This window comes from Solibacillus sp. FSL R5-0691, assembly GCF_037974225.1.
GTDB lineage: Bacteria > Bacillota > Bacilli > Bacillales_A > Planococcaceae > Solibacillus.
In genome coordinates, this window is the sequence record NZ_CP150231.1 from 2,590,889 (window position 1) to 2,610,000 (window position 19,112).

General features: G+C 43.8%; 12 protein-coding genes, 40 tRNA genes and 2 rRNA genes. 4 read left to right on the forward strand and 50 right to left on the reverse strand.

The features are described from left to right. Window positions 1-165: 165 nt before the first annotated feature. The 3 genes from MKY51_RS12940 (at window position 166) to MKY51_RS12950 (ending at window position 1,652) form a co-directional block, all read left to right on the forward strand. Window positions 166-324, forward strand: coding sequence for a hypothetical protein (locus MKY51_RS12940; protein WP_339172741.1), 159 nt, complete (start codon window positions 166-168; stop codon window positions 322-324). Next, window positions 321-554 (forward strand): membrane protein insertion efficiency factor YidD, encoded by a 234-nt coding sequence (gene yidD, locus MKY51_RS12945; RefSeq protein WP_339172744.1) that lies wholly within the window; start codon window positions 321-323, stop codon window positions 552-554. Before MKY51_RS12940 ends, yidD begins: the two co-directional genes overlap by 4 nt. A 105-nt stretch (window positions 555-659) precedes the next feature. After that, window positions 660-1,652, forward strand: coding sequence for a zinc ABC transporter substrate-binding protein (locus MKY51_RS12950; RefSeq protein WP_339172746.1), 993 nt, complete (start codon window positions 660-662; stop codon window positions 1,650-1,652). A 54-nt stretch (window positions 1,653-1,706) separates the two neighbouring features. Here MKY51_RS12950 and MKY51_RS12955 read toward each other — a convergent pair whose 3' ends face one another. The 5 genes from MKY51_RS12955 to MKY51_RS12975 all read right to left on the reverse strand — a co-directional run bounded on the left by MKY51_RS12955 (window position 1,707) and on the right by MKY51_RS12975 (window position 7,969). Next, window positions 1,707-3,143 carry an o-succinylbenzoate--CoA ligase gene (locus tag MKY51_RS12955; protein WP_339172749.1) on the reverse strand — a complete coding sequence of 479 codons (1,437 nt, stop codon included), beginning with the start codon at window positions 3,141-3,143 and terminating at the stop codon, window positions 1,707-1,709. A gap of 77 nt (window positions 3,144-3,220) precedes the next feature. Beyond that, window positions 3,221-4,045 carry a 1,4-dihydroxy-2-naphthoyl-CoA synthase gene (gene menB / locus MKY51_RS12960; protein WP_008408141.1) on the reverse strand — a complete coding sequence of 275 codons (825 nt, stop codon included), beginning with the start codon at window positions 4,043-4,045 and terminating at the stop codon, window positions 3,221-3,223. Between the two features lie 21 nt (window positions 4,046-4,066). Next, window positions 4,067-4,879: a 2-succinyl-6-hydroxy-2,4-cyclohexadiene-1-carboxylate synthase gene (gene menH, locus MKY51_RS12965; RefSeq protein ID WP_339172752.1), complete on the reverse strand. Its 813-nt coding sequence runs from the start codon at window positions 4,877-4,879 to the stop codon at window positions 4,067-4,069. Next, entirely contained in the window at window positions 4,861-6,594 is a 1,734-nt protein-coding gene (gene menD / locus MKY51_RS12970) for a 2-succinyl-5-enolpyruvyl-6-hydroxy-3-cyclohexene-1-carboxylic-acid synthase (protein ID WP_339172754.1), read from the reverse strand. Before menD ends, menH begins: the two co-directional genes overlap by 19 nt. Further along, complete coding sequence (locus MKY51_RS12975; protein ID WP_339172756.1) at window positions 6,587-7,969, reverse strand: isochorismate synthase; 1,383 nt, start codon at window positions 7,967-7,969, stop codon at window positions 6,587-6,589. The genes menD and MKY51_RS12975 overlap by 8 nt, the downstream gene beginning before the upstream one ends. 241 nt (window positions 7,970-8,210) lie before the next feature. Between MKY51_RS12975 and MKY51_RS12980 the strand changes: the two genes are divergently transcribed. Continuing rightward, window positions 8,211-9,128, forward strand: coding sequence for a 1,4-dihydroxy-2-naphthoate polyprenyltransferase (locus MKY51_RS12980; protein WP_339172758.1), 918 nt, complete (start codon window positions 8,211-8,213; stop codon window positions 9,126-9,128). Window positions 9,129-9,169: 41 nt separating this feature from the next. Here the strand turns inward: MKY51_RS12980 and MKY51_RS12985 are convergent, their stop codons facing one another. From MKY51_RS12985 to MKY51_RS13205, 45 genes are all read right to left on the reverse strand, one after another. Then, a complete protein-coding gene (locus tag MKY51_RS12985; RefSeq protein ID WP_339172760.1) occupies window positions 9,170-9,514 on the reverse strand; it encodes a TraR/DksA C4-type zinc finger protein in 345 nt (114 codons plus the stop codon). 64 nt (window positions 9,515-9,578) lie between these two features. After that, entirely contained in the window at window positions 9,579-10,337 is a 759-nt protein-coding gene (locus MKY51_RS12990) for a MerR family transcriptional regulator (RefSeq protein ID WP_339172764.1), read from the reverse strand. Between the two features lie 95 nt (window positions 10,338-10,432). Next, window positions 10,433-11,059: an NUDIX domain-containing protein gene (locus MKY51_RS12995; RefSeq protein ID WP_339172766.1), complete on the reverse strand. Its 627-nt coding sequence runs from the start codon at window positions 11,057-11,059 to the stop codon at window positions 10,433-10,435. A gap of 75 nt (window positions 11,060-11,134) precedes the next feature. Beyond that, a tRNA-Glu gene (locus tag MKY51_RS13000) sits at window positions 11,135-11,206 on the reverse strand. Between the two features lie 2 nt (window positions 11,207-11,208). Beyond that, window positions 11,209-11,299, reverse strand: a tRNA-Ser gene (locus MKY51_RS13005). Window positions 11,300-11,313: 14 nt separating this feature from the next. After that, window positions 11,314-11,389 (reverse strand) — tRNA-Asn (locus MKY51_RS13010). A gap of 6 nt (window positions 11,390-11,395) precedes the next feature. After that, window positions 11,396-11,472: transfer RNA gene (locus tag MKY51_RS13015), tRNA-Ile, on the reverse strand. Between the two features lie 11 nt (window positions 11,473-11,483). Further along, a tRNA-Gly gene (locus MKY51_RS13020) sits at window positions 11,484-11,557 on the reverse strand. Between the two features lie 3 nt (window positions 11,558-11,560). Further along, window positions 11,561-11,636 (reverse strand) — tRNA-Phe (locus tag MKY51_RS13025). A 5-nt stretch (window positions 11,637-11,641) separates the two neighbouring features. After that, window positions 11,642-11,717 (reverse strand) — tRNA-Asp (locus MKY51_RS13030). Between the two features lie 3 nt (window positions 11,718-11,720). Further along, window positions 11,721-11,795, reverse strand: a tRNA-Met gene (locus tag MKY51_RS13035). A gap of 44 nt (window positions 11,796-11,839) precedes the next feature. After that, a tRNA-Ser gene (locus MKY51_RS13040) sits at window positions 11,840-11,932 on the reverse strand. Window positions 11,933-11,952: 20 nt separating this feature from the next. Next, window positions 11,953-12,029: transfer RNA gene (locus MKY51_RS13045), tRNA-Ile, on the reverse strand. A 7-nt stretch (window positions 12,030-12,036) separates the two neighbouring features. Further along, window positions 12,037-12,110, reverse strand: a tRNA-Met gene (locus MKY51_RS13050). Window positions 12,111-12,137: 27 nt separating this feature from the next. After that, a tRNA-Ala gene (locus MKY51_RS13055) sits at window positions 12,138-12,213 on the reverse strand. 8 nt (window positions 12,214-12,221) lie between these two features. Then, a tRNA-Pro gene (locus tag MKY51_RS13060) sits at window positions 12,222-12,298 on the reverse strand. An 8-nt stretch (window positions 12,299-12,306) separates the two neighbouring features. Continuing rightward, window positions 12,307-12,383 (reverse strand) — tRNA-Arg (locus tag MKY51_RS13065). A 19-nt stretch (window positions 12,384-12,402) separates the two neighbouring features. Further along, window positions 12,403-12,491, reverse strand: a tRNA-Leu gene (locus MKY51_RS13070). A 6-nt stretch (window positions 12,492-12,497) separates the two neighbouring features. Further along, window positions 12,498-12,572, reverse strand: a tRNA-Gly gene (locus MKY51_RS13075). A 46-nt stretch (window positions 12,573-12,618) separates the two neighbouring features. Further along, window positions 12,619-12,703 (reverse strand) — tRNA-Leu (locus MKY51_RS13080). A gap of 21 nt (window positions 12,704-12,724) precedes the next feature. Beyond that, a tRNA-Lys gene (locus MKY51_RS13085) sits at window positions 12,725-12,800 on the reverse strand. A gap of 6 nt (window positions 12,801-12,806) precedes the next feature. Then, window positions 12,807-12,882 (reverse strand) — tRNA-Thr (locus MKY51_RS13090). Between the two features lie 10 nt (window positions 12,883-12,892). Beyond that, window positions 12,893-12,968: transfer RNA gene (locus MKY51_RS13095), tRNA-Val, on the reverse strand. 1,027 nt (window positions 12,969-13,995) lie between these two features. After that, window positions 13,996-14,067: transfer RNA gene (locus tag MKY51_RS13100), tRNA-Glu, on the reverse strand. Window positions 14,068-14,069: 2 nt separating this feature from the next. Continuing rightward, window positions 14,070-14,160: transfer RNA gene (locus tag MKY51_RS13105), tRNA-Ser, on the reverse strand. 13 nt (window positions 14,161-14,173) lie between these two features. Further along, window positions 14,174-14,249, reverse strand: a tRNA-Asn gene (locus tag MKY51_RS13110). 6 nt (window positions 14,250-14,255) lie between these two features. Then, window positions 14,256-14,332: transfer RNA gene (locus MKY51_RS13115), tRNA-Ile, on the reverse strand. 11 nt (window positions 14,333-14,343) lie between these two features. Further along, window positions 14,344-14,417, reverse strand: a tRNA-Gly gene (locus MKY51_RS13120). A gap of 3 nt (window positions 14,418-14,420) precedes the next feature. Next, a tRNA-Phe gene (locus MKY51_RS13125) sits at window positions 14,421-14,496 on the reverse strand. 5 nt (window positions 14,497-14,501) lie between these two features. Beyond that, a tRNA-Asp gene (locus tag MKY51_RS13130) sits at window positions 14,502-14,577 on the reverse strand. Between the two features lie 3 nt (window positions 14,578-14,580). Continuing rightward, window positions 14,581-14,655, reverse strand: a tRNA-Met gene (locus tag MKY51_RS13135). 44 nt (window positions 14,656-14,699) lie between these two features. Beyond that, window positions 14,700-14,792 (reverse strand) — tRNA-Ser (locus MKY51_RS13140). A gap of 20 nt (window positions 14,793-14,812) precedes the next feature. Then, window positions 14,813-14,889, reverse strand: a tRNA-Ile gene (locus MKY51_RS13145). A 7-nt stretch (window positions 14,890-14,896) separates the two neighbouring features. After that, window positions 14,897-14,970, reverse strand: a tRNA-Met gene (locus tag MKY51_RS13150). 27 nt (window positions 14,971-14,997) lie between these two features. Beyond that, window positions 14,998-15,073: transfer RNA gene (locus MKY51_RS13155), tRNA-Ala, on the reverse strand. Between the two features lie 8 nt (window positions 15,074-15,081). Beyond that, window positions 15,082-15,158 (reverse strand) — tRNA-Pro (locus tag MKY51_RS13160). Window positions 15,159-15,166: 8 nt separating this feature from the next. Beyond that, window positions 15,167-15,243, reverse strand: a tRNA-Arg gene (locus MKY51_RS13165). A 19-nt stretch (window positions 15,244-15,262) separates the two neighbouring features. Further along, a tRNA-Leu gene (locus MKY51_RS13170) sits at window positions 15,263-15,351 on the reverse strand. A 6-nt stretch (window positions 15,352-15,357) separates the two neighbouring features. Further along, window positions 15,358-15,432, reverse strand: a tRNA-Gly gene (locus MKY51_RS13175). Window positions 15,433-15,478: 46 nt separating this feature from the next. After that, window positions 15,479-15,563 (reverse strand) — tRNA-Leu (locus MKY51_RS13180). Window positions 15,564-15,584: 21 nt separating this feature from the next. Then, a tRNA-Lys gene (locus MKY51_RS13185) sits at window positions 15,585-15,660 on the reverse strand. Between the two features lie 6 nt (window positions 15,661-15,666). Further along, window positions 15,667-15,742, reverse strand: a tRNA-Thr gene (locus MKY51_RS13190). Window positions 15,743-15,751: 9 nt separating this feature from the next. Further along, window positions 15,752-15,827 (reverse strand) — tRNA-Val (locus MKY51_RS13195). A gap of 9 nt (window positions 15,828-15,836) precedes the next feature. After that, window positions 15,837-15,952 (reverse strand): 5S ribosomal RNA (gene rrf, locus MKY51_RS13200). A gap of 159 nt (window positions 15,953-16,111) precedes the next feature. Next, window positions 16,112-19,040: ribosomal RNA gene (locus MKY51_RS13205) — 23S ribosomal RNA — on the reverse strand. Between the last annotated feature and the right edge of the window lie 72 nt (window positions 19,041-19,112).

Here is a 19,112-nt window from a genome sequence, read left to right on the forward strand (position 1 = left end):
CTAAGCGAAATTTTAATCCTGATATTTTACTATTTCTATTATTTTTAGAAATGTATCATGGTTGTATTATATCCGTTCTATCACTTCTTAAAACATTTAGTTCAACCATTATTCACACATACCCTGTTTTTTTCCTGTAAAATGGAAGAGAGCGAGGTGAAAAACATGAGCTTACCTATTGTATTGATAGTGATCGTAACGATTATGGGAATATTCGCATTCTCTATTATTTTACTTGCCCGGAAAAACAGCGTATCATTAAAACAAACCGTTGATGCCAAACCAATCCGGACTTATAAAAATGGAGAGCACAAACAGCAATGAAAAAACTATTTATCGGATTCATTCGTCTTTATCAAAAATATATTTCGCCCATGTCGCCGCCTTCCTGCCGGTTCCATCCGACATGTTCACACTATGGGATTGAAGCAATTCAAAAGCATGGTGCAATAAAAGGATCGATCATGACCGTTATTCGAATACTAAAATGTCAACCGCTTCACCCAGGTGGATTCGATCCAGTACCTGAAAAATGGCCTTCGAAAAAAAAGTAATTTTCGAAGGCTTTTTATATTGTTTTTTTTTATTGAATCCTGTATGATTGAAAATGTTCAAAAATACAAATCGTAATTATTACTATTTAAGGAGATTTACTTATAATGAAAAAATGGTTTTCAATCATTTCGATGTTTACGCTAATTTTATTATTAGCTGCTTGTAATGCAGAGGATACTAAAAAAGATAAAAACGAATCACAGCAAAATGGAGATGCCCTTTCGGTTTATACTACCGTTTATCCATTGCAGTACTTCACAGAGCAAATCGGTGGAGAGTATGTTGATGTCTCTTCTATTTATCCAGCAGGTGCAAATGAACATTCATTTGAACCAACCCAAAAAGACATGATGGCATTAGCAGATGCGGATTTGTTTTTCTACATCGGTCTTGGACTCGAAGGTTTTGTTGAAAATGCGCAAAAAACTTTGGCAAATGAAGATGTAAAATTAGTTGCTACTGCTGCTGATGTAACGGAAGATCAGCTTCATATTTCAACAGGTCATACACATGCCGAGCATGAGGAACATGATGACCACGGACATGATGACGGAGAAGAGCATGCACATGAAGAACATGATGCCCATGTATGGTTATCCCCGGTCATTTCACAGCAGTTGGCATTAACGATTAAAGATGAACTTGTCGATGCATTACCGGAACATGAAGCAACTTTTAATTCAAACTACGAGCAATTAGTAACAGAGCTTGCAGCATTACATTCAGACTTTGAAGAGATGGCTGCCGCTACGACGAATAAAACATTCTTTGTATCGCATGCAGCATTCGGCTATATTGCGGGACATTACGGTTTCAATCAAGTTCCTGTCGCTGGTCTTAACTCACAAAGTGAACCTTCGCAAAAGGAATTAACGACAATTGTTGATTTAGCAAATAAAGAAGATATCCAATATATTTTCTTTGAGCAAAATGTTTCATCTAAATTAACGGAAATTATTCAAAAAGAAGTAAATGCAGAAACATTAACATTGCATAATTTAAGTGTTTTAACAAAAGAAGATATCCAAAACAATGAAGACTACTTTACATTAATGCGTAAAAATATGGATGTTCTCAAACAAGCTTTAAGCCATTAATCATACAAAAAGGTCCAAGCATTCAATGTATGCTTGGACCTTTTCATTTCTTTATCACTCTTCCAGCAGCTGCATCAGTTTTCTTCGCAAAAGCTTATTGGAGCCGCTTCGAGGTAAATGGGTAACAAAGTGAACTTGTTTCGGGACTTTATAATTTGCTAAATGCTCTGTACAGAAGTCGATGATTTCTTGTTCTGTCATTTGTTTTTTGGCAACAATAAAAGCAACAGGAACTTGCCCCCATTTATCATGCTCCATTCCACAAACACCCGCCTCTTTTACATTCGGATGTCCGAGAAGTATGTTTTCAATTTCAGCCGGATAAATATTTTCGCCACCTGAAATAATCAAGTCACTGCGGCGATCGACGACATATAAATAACCTTGTTCATCTAAATATCCGACATCCCCTGTATGGAGCCAGCCATTAGTAGTGGTCGGTTTGTCTTTAAATCGGCCGATATACTTCGGTGTTACATGAGGTCCGCGGATTAAAATTTCACCTATGGATTCCCCGTCTTTTGCATCAATTTTTATTTCATTAAAGAACAGCGGCTTGCCGGCAGATCCGATATGTGTCATCGCATCCTCGTTTGCCAATGTTGCGGTTTGCGAAGATGTTTCCGTCATCCCGTAAGTTTGGGCAACACGTAACTCCAGTTTTTCAGCACGCTTTAAATAATCGACAGGAACCGGACCACCACCTGCTAAAGCGGTAGTAAAATGCGGATGCGCTTTTTGACCAGCCTGCTCCATTTCGGAAAGTATGTTTTCAAGGATGACCGAAACGACCGACATTTTCGTAACAGTACCTTCCATAATTTCCTGAGCACACTTTTTGGCATCGAATTTTTCATATAAACGTATTTTCATCCCATATAGCAATGAACGGACGACAATCGAAAAACCACTTATATGAAAAATCGGAACAGTACAAAGCCATGTATCGTTCTCTGAAATGCCTAAGTTCAATGCCGAGCTGACTGCGCTGGAACTATGGTTTGAAACCGTTTGGCAAACACCTTTCGGAAATCCTGTTGTTCCAGATGTATACATGATTGTCAGTGCAAAGTTCTCATCCCACTGTGCAGCAATCTCATATTTCGATTCTGTTGTCTCATAGAGCTTGGAAAATGGTATGATCCGGGCATCATCAGGAAGTTTGGCAAGCTCTTCATCGGCTACTAATATCGCATCCACTTCTGCATCTTCAACTTGATACGCAAGCTCCTGTTTTGCAAGTCTTCCATTTAGCAGCACCATCTCGCATTGTGCCTGCATACATCCATAGAGCAGTTCGATTAAAGGCGGTGTAGACGGTGCTAAAATTGCTACCCGCTTTCCACTTGTTAAACGAAGTGTATTTAATTTATAGGCTAAGCTGACAGACTTTAAATAAAGCTCTTTAAACGTCCATTGCTCATCAAGAAAGCTCAGTGCAACTCGATTCGGTGTTAAATAGGCGCGTTGCTTTATCCAGTTTGGCTGCATCCCTTTTTCCTCCTATCGTAAAGAAAAGGGATGTCCAAAGTTTTCGGACATCCCTTTTGAAAAGTATAACGAACAAATCAAGGGAAACGTGGGAATTGACCGAAGTCTGGTTTACGTTTCTCTTTGAATGCATCGCGGCCTTCTTTTGCTTCATCAGTAGTGTAGTAAAGAAGTGTCGCATCACCAGCAAGCTGTTGGATACCAGCTAAACCGTCTGTGTCTGCGTTCATGGCAGCTTTTAAGAAACGTAATGCTGTTGGAGACATTTCAAGCATCTCTTCACACCATTTTACTGTTTCATCTTCTAACTGCTCATATGGTACAACTGTGTTTACTAAGCCCATTTCAAGTGCTTGCTGCGCATCGTACTGACGGCATAAGTACCAGATTTCACGAGCTTTTTTATGTCCTACGATACGTGCTAGGTAACCTGAACCGTAACCAGCATCGAATGAACCGACTTTAGGACCTGTTTGGCCGAAACGTGCATTTTCTGCAGCTATTGTTAAGTCACATACTACGTGCAGTACATGGCCGCCGCCGATTGCATAACCTGCTACCATCGCTACAACCGGTTTCGGAATTTTACGGATTAAAGTTTGTAAGTCTAAAACGTTTAGACGAGGAATCTGGTCATCGCCTACATAGCCGCCATGACCGCGTACTTTTTGGTCGCCGCCTGAGCAGAATGCATGCTCGCCTTCACCTGTTAAAATAATTACACCAACACGCTCATCATCACGAGCACGTGTGAAAGCATCGATCATTTCCGCTGTTGTTTTTGGACGGAATGCGTTGCGAACTTCTGGACGGTTAATCGTAATTTTTGCGATTCCGTTATAGTATTCATACTTAATATCTTCGTAAGTATGTAAAGATGTCCATAGACGTTGCTTTGTCATATATATTGCCTCCTAATTCGGTTATGAAATCGTTTCCTTTACTATTGTAGCAAACTTTGTCGGATTTTCCACATGAATTGCGTGGCCAACTGCTGGAATAGTAAGATGATTTGCTTTTTCGATATGCTTTTGCATTTCATTGTTTAATTGCACGAATTTTTCGTCAAGCTGACCGGTAACGAGTGTTACAGGCATTGTTAATGTATTAAGCTTACCCCAAAGTTCGGGCATTACACCCGTTCCCATGCCGCGCAGACTGTTTGCAAGCCCGATTTCTCTCTGCTGTATGCGCTCTGAACGGATTTCCTGCTGTACTTCTGCAGGAAGTTTTTTTTGAGAAGCAAACAGCGGGATATTCTCCCACTTGTTTACGAATGATTCAATCCCATTTGCAAGAATCTTTTCCGCAAGGGTATCATCCGCCTGTTTTCGTGTAGTACGTTGCTGTTCTTCCACTAGTCCTGGGGAAGCACTTTCCAAAAGCAAATGCTCAATTCCAGAGGGATAACGAACCGCATAGCTCAGCGCTACACGTCCTCCCATTGAATAGCCTACCAGCGTAAAAGTATCTAGCTTTAATTGTTGAAACAGTTCATGCAGCAGTTCCACTTGAAATGCCATCGAGTAAAATTCAACAGTAGTCGGTGCTGCTGTTTTACCATGTCCGATTAGATCAACTGCAATACATCGGATGTTTGAAGGCAGTTGCGAAACAATCTTTTTCCATGTATTTGTGCTCCCTGTAAAACCGTGAAGCAATACAACCGTTTGAGTTGCCTGTTCATTCCACTGTTCAATATGCACATCCAACCCTTTTACAGTGAATCGAGCCATTGTTCCATCACCTCATGAATCCGCGCCCACAGCTGACGATGCTGCTTCACATTCTCATCACGATCAGTAAAGGCTTCGATCAGTTTAATCGATGTTTGTTTATCCTCAGACAATGCAGCCGTAAATTGTTCCAATGATGTTGCTTTTACGTAATCCAGCTCATACATTTTGGCCATTTGTTCGAATGTCAATGCAGTCGGTGTACCGAAAAGATCTTCATAATGCTCATCTACCTTCGATTGCGGTAAATACGAGAAGATGCCGCCCCCGTCATTATTCATGACAAGTACCGTTAAATCGCACTCTTGATAACGGCTTGCTACAAATGCATTGGCATCATGCAAAAATGCCAAATCGCCAATCAATAAATACGTTTTGCGGTTTTTTCGGCCATTACTGAAGCCCAGTGCTGTAGATGTTACTCCATCGATCCCATTTGCTCCGCGATTTGCGAAAATTTGAACAGGACGATTTTGTGTAAGTAAAAATGTATCAATGTCACGTATCGGCATACTGCTGCTAACATAAATGTCGGCGTCCTCCTCAATACTTGTAAGGAATGCCTGTACCATTGCCCCTTCATCATCGGCAAATTCACTATACTTTTCAATGACATCAGCAGCTAGTAAATCTGCCATTTTCCAAAATTGAACGTATGCCATTTCTGCTCGAGAGTGCGCTAACTTCACATTCGACAGCCATTCTCCTGGCAAGGCGTGAATGAAATGTGTCGACATATGAGTAGAATCCCTATACATCGGATCTTCGTCAATGACAATATAGCTTTGCGGTTTTGCCTGTACGATAAACTGCATTAAAAATTTGGAAACAGGCTGTGCTCCGAAACGAATGACCGTTTGTGGTCGAACATTTCGCTTGAAGCGCTCATTTTTCATCAATGCATCATATGTAGTAATCGCATATATTTGGCAATCTTCCGGTATTTCTGTGCGCAGATTTGATAAGCTTTCAATCATTACCGGCCATTTCACTTCACGAATAAAATCCCATAAATGTTCCGTGTTCGTTCCTAGCGGCAATTCCCCTACAATCAGAATTCCGTTCGTTGTTTGTTCGATGATTTCTGTCAGTTCAGCTACCGCTTGCTTGGCAGGCTGAAGTTCATTTGTATAGCTTTTAATATAGCTTGATGCTGGCAACGTTTCCGCAAAATCGATAATCAACGGTTCACGGAACGGAATATTCAAATGGACCGGTCCAAATGGTGCTGTCGTTGCAATATTTACTGCACGGACAGTATGGCGTTCGATAAACGGAAGCGTTTGCGGTGCCTCATCCGGAATCGGAAATTCTGCTGACCATTTCACATTTTCCCCATATAAACGTACTTGGTTGATTGTTTGAGGTGCTCCTACTTCACGCAATTCATGCGGACGGTCTGCTGTTAATACAATTAGCGGCACTCGGGCATATTTTGCTTCGACAATGGCCGGATAGTAATTGGCCGCTGCTGTTCCAGAAGTACATACGAGTACGACCGGTTTTGCAGTCGATTTAGCTAGGCCCAGCGCGTAAAATGCTGCTGCCCTTTCATCGACTTGGCGATGCATTTCGATTTCCTTCGTTGACGCAAATGCATAGGCAAGCGGCGTAGAACGGGAACCGGGACTTACGACAACCTGCTCTACACCAGATGCTACTAATGCTGATACTATTGTATATACATAATTGGATAATACTTCACGATCATTCATGTAACTGGCCTCCTAAAGCTCGAAGCATTGGTCGGAATTTCACGAGAGTCTCTTCATATTCCGATTGTGCTTCCGAATCTTCGACAATGCCTCCGCCTGCATATAAATACGCTTTATCCTGCACTAATGCAGCTGAACGAATTGCTACTGCAAACTCGCCATTTCCATCGGCATCCAGCCAGCCGATTGGAGCCGCATACAGACCTCGGTTCATCGGCTCATATGTCCGGATGATTTCCATTGCCTGTTCACGCGGAACACCGCCTAAAGCTGGTGTTGGATGCAAATGTTTCACAAGCTGCAAAATCGTTGCATCATCATTTAACTGTCCTTCAACCGGTGTATATAAATGCTGAATATCACGGATTTTCAATAGCTTCGGTCCATGCGGAACTTTTACTTCCGTACAATTTTTATTAAATGTATCCGTAATCATCTCCACAACATAATGATGCTCTCCAAGATTTTTCAGATCGCTCAGCAACGTTCTCCCTAATTCCTCGTCGGCTTCAGCTGTTGTACCGCGCTTAATCGAGCCCGCTACACATGAAGAATAGGCACGACCGTTATCCACCTTCACTAAACGTTCCGGTGAAGCACCGTAAAACAGTAAATCACCATGCTCCAAGCCAAACAAATAGCTCTCCGGCTGCTCATGTACGACATGCGACAAAATTTGCGGAGATGTAATCGTTTCCTCAAATTGCAATGCTAAAGACCGGGCAATAACAACCTTTTGCGCTTCGTTTGCTTTGATGAGGCTTGTCACTTTATTGATAGAATTTAAATATTCCTGCTTATAAGGTTCCATATAGCTTGTCATCTTCGGTTTCGGATAAGTTTTTACTTCCTTCACCTGTGCTGCATGGATGAGTTCATCACGTTCCTTACGAAGTGCTTCAAATGTTTTCGCACTGTTTTCCTCATCCGTAATATAGTTAATTGTTACATACGCTTTATCATTACGAATAACTAACTGATGTGTTGCGACAGTAAAATAGCTTTGCGGGAAGTTTGTCCATTCTGCCGAAACTTCATTTTGCGGATCAAAAGTAAAGCCGCCAAAAAGGATTGGCTGCAGATGCTGATCTTCCTCTATGATTTGACTCGTCAGTTTTTTCCATTCACGTTCCACTAAATCGAAACGGACATCAGATGCATTGTTTTCGATTGTATAGGCATGACCTAAACCAACCAATGTGAAGGTTTTTTCACGATTTTGCCAGTAGTTGCGTTTTCCTTTATATTTCGATTCGCCCGCAGCAAAAAATGCCAATGCGGATAATCGGCTTACTTCAATTGTTTCCATATAAAAAATTTGCTTTGAATTTGAGCCTACTTCTATTTCAGTGGCGTTGTACCACTTGTGTTGCATGAAAATTCCCTCCGTCATGTTGCAAATTCACTAAGTATGATGCAAGTATAGCGTTATTTTAATACGTGCCTGAATTTTTATATAATTTGCTTATTTTTTTGCGTTCGCGCAGTAAATAATACGTTCCTATCATAACATTTTTCGAGCAAACGTTACATGTATTGTCCCTTCACTCTGTTCAATTTGTTTTATTTGCATTACAATAGTTTAGATAATTGTATTTAGTTAGGAGCGTTTTTTTATGACAAAAGTCGTTGAAGCGGACACGGGTTTTAAAGTTTGGTGGCATTTAACACGTCCCCACACATTAACAGCTTCATTTGTACCTGTATTATTAGGTACGTCTATGGCACTTTCTATAAATCATGAAACAATTCATTTCGGACTGTTTTTTGCAATGCTTATTGCCAGTATGCTCATACAGGCAGCAACCAATATGTTCAATGAATATTATGATTATAAACTTGGCCTGGATAATGAAAATTCAGTCGGTATTGGAGGCACAATCGTCCGACATGGTGTAGCACCAAAAACTATTATGGCTATTGCGCTAAGTTTTTACGGTATCGCAATGCTATTAGGCGTTTACATATGTGCCATGACATCCTGGTGGCTTGTTGCTGTCGGTCTTGTATGTATGCTGATCGGCTATCTGTATACTGGCGGACCGTATCCGATTGCTTATTCACCGTTCGGAGAGCTAGTTTCAGGGGCAGTAATGGGTATGGGGATTGTTCTGATTGCTTTCTTTATTCAAACAGGCGATGTAACAGCTGATGCTGTAATTATCTCTGTGCCGAGTATGATTTTAGTCGGAGCGATTATGCTTTCAAATAATATCCGGGATATTGTTGGAGATACAGAAGGCGGACGTAAAACGATGGCCATTTTAGTTGGCCGACATAACGCAGTAACTGTACTGGCCGGTTTCTTTATTGTTTCGTATATTTGGATCATTGTTCTTATCGTTCTAGGTCATTTGACACCATGGGCACTGCTTGTATTATTAAGCGTGAAAAAACCGATTGAAGCGATTAAATTATTCCGAGCAAAAGAAAAACCGCTGGAAGTAATGCCGGCAATGAAATATACAGCCCAAACAAACACGATTTTCGGTTTCTTGTTGGCTGTAGGTCTATTAATTTCATATTTCATTTAAAACTAAAAGAGGTATGTTGTACAGTCAACATACCTCTTTTATTATTCTGCCACTTCTTCTACATGATCAATACATGTTAAAGCTGTCGGAACCGCTTCTAAACGCTCAAAGGGAATCTCTTTTCCACATACGATACATTCACCGTATGTGCCCTCATCCATAGCATTTAAAGCTGTTTGAATTCTTTCGATTTCGTCTTCCTTCAGTTCACTTAATGTTTTTTCCGTAACAATTGTCGTTAAATCAGTTGCTGCATCTGCCGGATGATTATCAACTGCCGTTATTTCTGTTTCATCTAAAGATGGTTCTTCATTAACATGCTCCTGCAATGTCGCAAGTTCCTCTTCTAAAACGCTACGTAATTGTTGTAATTGATTGATATCCATATTAAATCCCCCTTTTTCCATTAATAAAATATTACCTTTATGGGGATTTCTAAAACATCTTTTCTTATTTGTTCGCTGCATAAACAGTGATTACATCATGCAAAAATTGTGTAGCTCCAGGAGCGACACGCTCATCATAGTAAGCAGTGAACCGGTCATCGCTTACATACATCTGTGCTAGGCCTATATGTGCTTCAGGAGTATATTTTGCCCAGGAGAAGCTTAACCAGCGTTTATGAAGTTCCGCTGCTTCCATTGCTATGTCTGATGTTACATCCCCGGACACAAGCGCTTCTTTTAAGCGTTCAAATAGTTGTTGTTCCAGTTGCTGCATCGCATTATATTGTTCTTCTGTCATATCCCTGAATTTTTTATTGCTCGTTTCCACTTGAGCTTCACCGTATTTATCACGTATTTCCTGACCGTAGCTCTTTTCATTTTCTTCGATCAATTTGTTTTTAAACACGTCAAACTTCTGTTCATTTGTCATCTTAAGTTCCCCTTCCATCATTTGGATTGTTTGCTCTATCGTTATTAGTAAGTCGTCGATATATTGTCTTTTCTTTTGTAGTAGCTCGAATTGTTTTTTCAGTGCTTCTTTTACTTTATAATCAGGATGATCGAGCAATTTCTTTATTTCTTCTAACTTAAAATCAAGCTCCCGGTAAAATAGTATTTGCTGTAACCGGTCAATATCGTCTTGGCTGTATTGCCGGTAACCATTTTCCGCAACTGCAGAAGGCCTCAGCAAGCCGATTTCATCGTAATAACGAAGTGTGCGTGCACTCACACCCGAAAGCTTGACCAGTTCATTAATTAGCACATGATCACCTCCTAATTAGTACTATAAAGGTTGACGCAACGTGAAGGTCAATCGTGAATTAAATTTTTTTGATAAAAAAGAAGCTAACCTAAATTTCAGGTTGCTTCAATTAACTTTTGTTTCATCCTCGGGATAAACTCAAGCAAATAACTTTCAGGCAGTGTAGACATTTGTTCCAGTCCGATTTGCTTCGTTTCATAATGACGTTTTTCATTTACGTATTTATAACCCGATACTTCAATTTTCTTTATTTTATTGGTCGCAAGCAATATAAATTGATTTAAGTCAACAGAGTATATGCCATCCAGTTCTTCTCGTTGAAGAGTGAACTGCTCAATTCCTCCCCTTAACTCATATATAAACACATTTGCAAACTCATAATCCTTAATTTTTTCATTGTCTATACTGTACGGAATGACCCCAAGAGATATTAATTGCGAAAACCTAACGTTAATCCCTACTTCTTCCTCTAATTCGCGTACACCATCTTCAACCGTCTCCGATGCGAGTAGATGACCGGCTGCTGTAATATCAAATTGATTTGGATAATCCTTTTTATTTTTACTTCTCAGCTGTAAATAAATGCGCCATTCACAATCTGTTTTCTCAATAATCCAGCAATGAAATACTTCATGCCAATAACCGTTTGCATGAATGAAATCACGTTGTTCAATACCAGTTTGCTTATAATATTGATCAAATACTTTTAAATATTCGTTCACTGGAACCTCTCCTTTTTATACAAAAAAACGCTAAGTACATGTAACAGTACTTAGCGTTTTCCGCTTTTCTATGTATGACCCGTACGGGATTCGAACCCGTGTTACCGCCGTGAAAGGGCGGTGTCTTAACCACTTGACCAACGGGCCGATGGCGGAGACAGAGGGATTTGAACCCTCGCGCCGCTTACGCGACCTACACCCTTAGCAGGGGCGCCTCTTCAGCCTCTTGAGTATGTCCCCAAAAATAGAAAAAATGGCTCCGAAGGCAGGACTCGAACCTGCGACCTGCCGGTTAACAGCCGGATGCTCTACCAACTGAGCTACTTCGGAATAATATGGTGGGCCTAAATGGACTCGAACCATCGACCTCACGCTTATCAGGCGTGCGCTCTAACCAGCTGAGCTATAGGCCCTATTTAAAAACTGGAGCGGGTGATCGGAATCGAACCGACAACATCAGCTTGGAAGGCTGAGGTTTTACCACTAAACTACACCCGCATATGGTGGGTTTGGACGGAATCGAACCGCCGACACTTAGAGCTTCAATCTAATGCTCTACCAACTGAGCTACAAACCCACAAATGGCGGTCCCGACCGGGATCGAACCGGCGATCTCCTGCGTGACAGGCAGGCATGTTAACCGCTACACCACGGGACCATTTGGTTGCGGGGGCAGGACTTGAACCTGCGACCTTCGGGTTATGAGCCCGACGAGCTACCACTGCTCCACCCCGCGATAATATGATGTTGAACCTGTTTTCAGTACCCAGTTTGTAAAAATGGAGGAGGTAGAGGGATTCGAACCCCCGCGCGGTGTTACCCGCCTGTCGGTTTTCAAGACCGATCCCTTCAGCCAGACTTGGGTATACCTCCATTATTATTAGTACGTTAACTGGTGGACCTTACAGGACTCGAACCTGTGACCGGACGGTTATGAGCCGTCTGCTCTAACCAACTGAGCTAAAGGTCCTTTAAGATGGCGGCAGAGGGAGTCGAACCCACGACCTTTCGGGTATGAACCGAGTGCTCTAGCCAACTGAGCTACACCGCCAGGATCTTTATTTTGGTTACAAAATTATGGTGGAGCCTAGCGGGATCGAACCGCTGACCTCCTGCGTGCAAGGCAGGCGCTCTCCCAGCTGAGCTAAGGCCCCATAAATGATGGTCGGAATGACAGGATTCGAACCTACGACCCCTTGGTCCCAAACCAAGTGCTCTACCAAGCTGAGCTACATTCCGAAATAATATGGCGCGCCCGGCAGGAGTCGAACCCACAACCTTCTGATCCGTAGTCAGACGCTCTATCCAATTGAGCTACGGGCGCATATTGTTTATTGTAAAGATGGTGCCGAGGGCCGGAATCGAACCGGCACGGTGATCACTCACCGCAGGATTTTAAGTCCTGTGCGTCTGCCAGTTCCGCCACCCCGGCATTTTTTGGAGCGGAAGACGAGGTTCGAACTCGCGACCCCCACCTTGGCAAGGTGGTGTTCTACCACTGAACTACTTCCGCAAAATGCTTAAGATATTTTTACTCTGACAGTAATATGAAATTAAAATGGTGCGGGTGAAGGGAGTCGAACCCCCACGCCTTGCGGCGCTAGATCCTAAGTCTAGTGCGTCTGCCAATTCCGCCACACCCGCTAAGCAGTATAAAATATAAACTGGTGAGCCATGAAGGACTCGAACCTTCGACCCTCTGATTAAAAGTCAGATGCTCTACCAACTGAGCTAATGGCTCTCTAAATGGTGCCGGCGAAAGGAGTCGAACCCTCGACCTACTGATTACAAGTCAGTTGCTCTACCAACTGAGCTACACCGGCATTTTAGAAATGGTGGAGGATGACGGGCTCGAACCGCCGACCCCCTGCTTGTAAGGCAGGTGCTCTCCCAGCTGAGCTAATCCTCCAATGGGTCTTTGCAAGTTACTTTTTTGTAACCGCATGTCCTTTCTCTTAAGGACAAGATTTATATTATCATTACTTTTTTTATAATGCAATACCTTTTTTGAAATTATTTTTATAAAATATATTTTTTTCTATTTTTTCCATAATTCCATTGAAGTTGCACATGAAAACGTTTACTTAGTATAACGAAATTCTAATATGTTTGACTAATTTTATCAAGACTTGTTTTTAATATTTATAAATCATTCTGATATAATTATTAATATTACTGATAAATATCAAGTGTTTTAGAATATACGACTTCTTATTTATACATTTTATCAACTAAAACTGTCAAGGAAACGTCCATACATTTACCATTATTTTTTAGTCTATATCTTTTATTATTTCATCCTAATGTTTTTTCAATATATTCTCTATCTCTATAGTATTCTCCATTTTCTTCAATATCCTATGTTATTCTATAATAATATTATTCAAAATTAAATGCTTTAAAATGGGTATATTCATTAGATGGATTTATGCATACGGCTGCTTTATTTGGGGTTCAACGACTTAGGTAGTAAATCCTTGTTATTCACCTTTTGAATTGCTTTTTACAATGGTATTGGGGATTTAATACCTCTATTCATATACTATAGGGATAAGTAGGTTTATTCCCCCTCTAATTTACTTTAACTGAACTACTTCTATGGTAATTAATAACTGGAAAATCCCTTCTACATTTCCGCTCCTGCCTTCTAACATATTCTCCTTTAATCGTGCATCCTTCAACGTAGTGATCGAAAAAATATGCTTTTTTAGCTACACTAATAAAATAATTCATTTAAAGAAGATAACTGTTGTGGGTTAATTGGAAAATTATATTTCAACTTAGTTTTTATAAATTTGAATAACATAATATTTTGTAAGAAATTATTAATTCTTTGAGTATTGCAGCATTGTTTATTATCTTTATAGAGCTTTTGACGCAACAAAAAAACGCTAAGTACATGTAACAGTACTTAGCGTTTTCCGCTTTTCTATGTATGACCCGTACGGGATTCGAACCCGTGTTACCGCCGTGAAAGGGCGGTGTCTTAACCACTTGACCAACGGGCCGATGGCGGAGACAGAGGGATTTGAACCCTCGCGCCGCTTACGCGACCTACACCCTTAGCAGGGGCGCCTCTTCAGCCTCTTGAGTATGTCCCCAAAAATAGAAAAATGGCTCCGAAGGCAGGACTCGAACCTGCGACCTGCCGGTTAACAGCCGGATGCTCTACCAACTGAGCTACTTCGGAATAATATGGTGGGCCTAAATGGACTCGAACCATCGACCTCACGCTTATCAGGCGTGCGCTCTAACCAGCTGAGCTATAGGCCCTATTTAAAAACTGGAGCGGGTGATCGGAATCGAACCGACAACATCAGCTTGGAAGGCTGAGGTTTTACCACTAAACTACACCCGCATATGGTGGGTTTGGACGGAATCGAACCGCCGACACTTAGAGCTTCAATCTAATGCTCTACCAACTGAGCTACAAACCCACAAATGGCGGTCCCGACCGGGATCGAACCGGCGATCTCCTGCGTGACAGGCAGGCATGTTAACCGCTACACCACGGGACCATTTGGTTGCGGGGGCAGGACTTGAACCTGCGACCTTCGGGTTATGAGCCCGACGAGCTACCACTGCTCCACCCCGCAATAATATGATGTTCAACCTGTTTTCAGTACCCAGTTTGTAAAAATGGAGGAGGTAGAGGGATTCGAACCCCCGCGCGGTGTTACCCGCCTGTCGGTTTTCAAGACCGATCCCTTCAGCCAGACTTGGGTATACCTCCATTATTATTAGTACGTTAACTGGTGGACCTTACAGGACTCGAACCTGTGACCGGACGGTTATGAGCCGTCTGCTCTAACCAACTGAGCTAAAGGTCCTTTAAGATGGCGGCAGAGGGAGTCGAACCCACGACCTTTCGGGTATGAACCGAGTGCTCTAGCCAACTGAGCTACACCGCCAGGATCTTTATTTTGGTTACAAAATTATGGTGGAGCCTAGCGGGATCGAACCGCTGACCTCCTGCGTGCAAGGCAGGCGCTCTCCCAGCTGAGCTAAGGCCCCATAAATGATGGTCGGAATGACAGGATTCGAACCTACGACCCCTTGGTCCCAAACCAAGTGCTCTACCAAGCTGAGCTACATTCCGAAATAATATGGCGCGCCCGGCAGGAGTCGAACCCACAACCTTCTGATCCGTAGTCAGACGCTCTATCCAATTGAGCTACGGGCGCATATTGTTTATTGTAAAGATGGTGCCGAGGGCCGGAATCGAACCGGCACGGTGATCACTCACCGCAGGATTTTAAGTCCTGTGCGTCTGCCAGTTCCGCCACCCCGGCATTTTTTGGAGCGGAAGACGAGGTTCGAACTCGCGACCCCCACCTTGGCAAGGTGGTGTTCTACCACTGAACTACTTCCGCAAAATGCTTAAGATATTTTTACTCTGACAGTAATATGAAATTAAAATGGTGCGGGTGAAGGGAGTCGAACCCCCACGCCTTGCGGCGCTAGATCCTAAGTCTAGTGCGTCTGCCAATTCCGCCACACCCGCTAAGCAGTATAAAATATAAACTGGTGAGCCATGAAGGACTCGAACCTTCGACCCTCTGATTAAAAGTCAGATGCTCTACCAACTGAGCTAATGGCTCTCTAAATGGTGCCGGCGAAAGGAGTCGAACCCTCGACCTACTGATTACAAGTCAGTTGCTCTACCAACTGAGCTACACCGGCATTTAGAAATGGTGGAGGATGACGGGCTCGAACCGCCGACCCCCTGCTTGTAAGGCAGGTGCTCTCCCAGCTGAGCTAATCCTCCAATATTCTAGCGAAGCGACGTCCTACTCTGACAGGGGGAAGCCCCCAACTACCATCGGCGCTAAAGAGCTTAACTTCCGTGTTCGGTATGGGAACGGGTGTGACCTCTTTGCCATCATCACTTCACTTGCACATGGATGTGCTGGCGTCTACGTTACCACAGGACGTGGTGCTTTTAGTAGACGTTCCTTAATCGGTTTCAACCCACTAATGTGTCTTGAAACCCTTAGAAAGATCATTCTTTCAAAACTGGATAAACGTTTCATTGAGTTTGTGCAATAAAATGTGGTTAAGTCCTCGACCGATTAGTATTCGTCAGCTGCATGCGTCACCGCACTTCCACCTCGAACCTATCTACCTGATCGTCTTTCAGGGGTCTTACTTACTTGCGTAATGGGAAATCTCATCTTGAGGGGGGCTTCATGCTTAGATGCTTTCAGCACTTATCCCGTCCATACATAGCTACCCAGCGATGCCTTTGGCAAGACAACTGGTACACCAGCGGTATGTCCATCCCGGTCCTCTCGTACTAAGGACAGCTCCTCTCAAATTTCCTACGCCCACGACGGATAGGGACCGAACTGTCTCACGACGTTCTGAACCCAGCTCGCGTACCGCTTTAATGGGCGAACAGCCCAACCCTTGGGACCGACTACAGCCCCAGGATGCGATGAGCCGACATCGAGGTGCCAAACCTCCCCGTCGATGTGGACTCTTGGGGGAGATAAGCCTGTTATCCCCGGGGTAGCTTTTATCCGTTGAGCGATGGCCCTTCCATGCGGAACCACCGGATCACTAAGCCCGTCTTTCGACCCTGCTCGACTTGTAGGTCTCGCAGTCAAGCTCCCTTATGCCTTTACACTCTACGAATGATTTCCAACCATTCTGAGGGAACCTTTGGGCGCCTCCGTTACTCTTTAGGAGGCGACCGCCCCAGTCAAACTGTCCGCCTGACACTGTCTCCTACCCCGCTAAGGGGCATGGGTTAGAAGTTCAATACAACCAGGGTAGTATCCCACCGACGCCTCCTTCGAAGCTGGCGCTCCGAGATCTCTGGCTCCTACCTATCCTGTACAAGTTGTACCAAAATTCAATATCAGGCTACAGTAAAGCTCCACGGGGTCTTTCCGTCCTGTCGCGGGTAACCTGCATCTTCACAGGTACTATAATTTCACCGAGTCTCTCGTTGAGACAGTGCCCAGATCGTTACGCCTTTCGTGCGGGTCGGAACTTACCCGACAAGGAATTTCGCTACCTTAGGACCGTTATAGTTACGGCCGCCGTTTACTGGGGCTTCAATTCACAGCTTCGCTTGCGCTAACCGCTCCTCTTAACCTTCCAGCACCGGGCAGGCGTCAGCCCCTATACGTCACCTTACGGTTTTGCAGAGACCTGTGTTTTTGCTAAACAGTCGCCTGGGCCTATTCACTGCGGCTTCTCTAGGCTATGCACCCAAAGAAGCACCCCTTCTCCCGAAGTTACGGGGTCATTTTGCCGAGTTCCTTAACGAGAGTTCTCTCGCACACCTTAGGATTCTCTCCTCGACTACCTGTGTCGGTTTGCGGTACGGGCACCTCTCACCTCGATAGAGGCTTTTCTTGGCAGTGTGAAATCAGGAACTTCGCTCATACGAGCTCGTCATCACAGCTCAACGTTAAAGTATGCGGATTTGCCTACATACACGCCTTACTGCTTGAACACGCGCAACCAACGGCGTGCTTACCCTATCCTACTGCGTCCCCCCATTTCTCAAACGGTGAGGAGGTGGTACAGGAATATCAACCTGTTGTCCATCGCCTACGCCTATCGGCCTCGGCTTAGGTCCCGACTAACCCTGAGCGGACGAGCCTTCCTCAGGAAACCTTAGTCATACGGTGCATGGGATTCTCACCCATGTTTCGCTACTCATACCGGCATTCTCACTTCTAACCGCTCCACCAGTCCTTCCGGTCTGACTTCAACGCTGTTAGAACGCTCTCCTACCACGCATACTCAAAGTATGCATCCACAGCTTCGGTGAATCGTTTAGCCCCGATACATTTTCGGCGCAGCGTCACTCGACCAGTGAGCTATTACGCACTCTTTAAATGATGGCTGCTTCTAAGCCAACATCCTGGTTGTCTAAGCAACGCCACATCCTTTTCCACTTAACGATTACTTGGGGACCTTAGCTGGTGGTCTGGGCTGTTTCCCTCTTGACTACGGATCTTATCACTCGCAGTCTGACTCCCGTGTATAAATATCCGGCATTCGGAGTTTGTCTGAATTCGGTAAAGCGAGATGCCCCCCTAGTCCAAACAGTGCTCTACCTCCGGTATTCTCAATCACGAGGCTAGCCCTAAAGCTATTTCGGAGAGAACCAGCTATCTCCAGGTTCGATTGGAATTTCTCCGCTACCCACACCTCATCCCCGCACTTTTCAACGTGCGTGGGTTCGGGCCTCCAGTGAGTGTTACCTCACCTTCACCCTGGACATGGGTAGATCACCTGGTTTCGGGTCTACGACCACGTACTAATTCGCCCTATTCAGACTCGCTTTCGCTGCGGCTCCGTCTTCTCAACTTAACCTCGCACGTAATCGTAACTCGCCGGTTCATTCTACAAAAGGCACGCTATCACCCATTAACGGGCTCTAACTACTTGTAGGCACACGGTTTCAGGATCTATTTCACTCCCCTTCCGGGGTGCTTTTCACCTTTCCCTCACGGTACTGGTTCACTATCGGTCACTAGGTAGTATTTAGCCTTGGGAGATGGTCCTCCCGGATTCCGACGGAATTTCACGTGTTCCGCCGTACTCAGGATCCACTCTGGAGGGAATGAACTTTTGACTACAGGGCTTTTACCTCGTTTCGCGGACCTTTCCAAGTCGCTTCGTCTAGTTCATTCTTTTGTAACTCCGTATAGAGTGTCCTACAACCCCAAAGAGCAAGCTCTTTGGTTTGGGCTCTTCCCGTTTCGCTCGCCGCTACTCAGGGAATCGAATTTTCTTTCTGTTCCTGCAGGTACTTAGATGTTTCAGTTCTCTGCGTCTGTCTTCGACACGCTATGAATTCACGTGAAGATACTATCCGATTAAAGATAGTGGGTTCCCCCATTCGGAAATCCCCGGATCAAAGCTTACTTACAGCTCCCCGAGGCATATCGGTGTTAGTGCCGTCCTTCATCGACTCCTAGTGCCAAGGCATCCACCGTGCGCCCTTATTAACTTAACCAAAAGTTAACACTTAGACCAATTTCGCCTTGGCGTAATTGCGTTCAGATTTTTTTGAGTTTACTCAAAAAGT

Coding starts and splice junctions, on each gene's coding strand:
- MKY51_RS12985 (WP_339172760.1), bottom strand. CDS start 9,514: ATGGATATCAATCAATTACAACAATTACGTAGCGTTTTAGAAGAGGAA.
- menD (WP_339172754.1), bottom strand. CDS start 6,594: ATGAATGATCGTGAAGTATTATCCAATTATGTATATACAATAGTATCA.
- menB (WP_008408141.1), bottom strand. CDS start 4,045: ATGACAAAGCAACGTCTATGGACATCTTTACATACTTACGAAGATATT.
- MKY51_RS12950 (WP_339172746.1), top strand. CDS start 660: ATGAAAAAATGGTTTTCAATCATTTCGATGTTTACGCTAATTTTATTA.
- menH (WP_339172752.1), bottom strand. CDS start 4,879: ATGGCTCGATTCACTGTAAAAGGGTTGGATGTGCATATTGAACAGTGG.
- MKY51_RS12980 (WP_339172758.1), top strand. CDS start 8,211: ATGACAAAAGTCGTTGAAGCGGACACGGGTTTTAAAGTTTGGTGGCAT.
- MKY51_RS12975 (WP_339172756.1), bottom strand. CDS start 7,969: ATGCAACACAAGTGGTACAACGCCACTGAAATAGAAGTAGGCTCAAAT.
- yidD (WP_339172744.1), top strand. CDS start 321: ATGAAAAAACTATTTATCGGATTCATTCGTCTTTATCAAAAATATATT.
- MKY51_RS12940 (WP_339172741.1), top strand. CDS start 166: ATGAGCTTACCTATTGTATTGATAGTGATCGTAACGATTATGGGAATA.
- MKY51_RS12955 (WP_339172749.1), bottom strand. CDS start 3,143: ATGCAGCCAAACTGGATAAAGCAACGCGCCTATTTAACACCGAATCGA.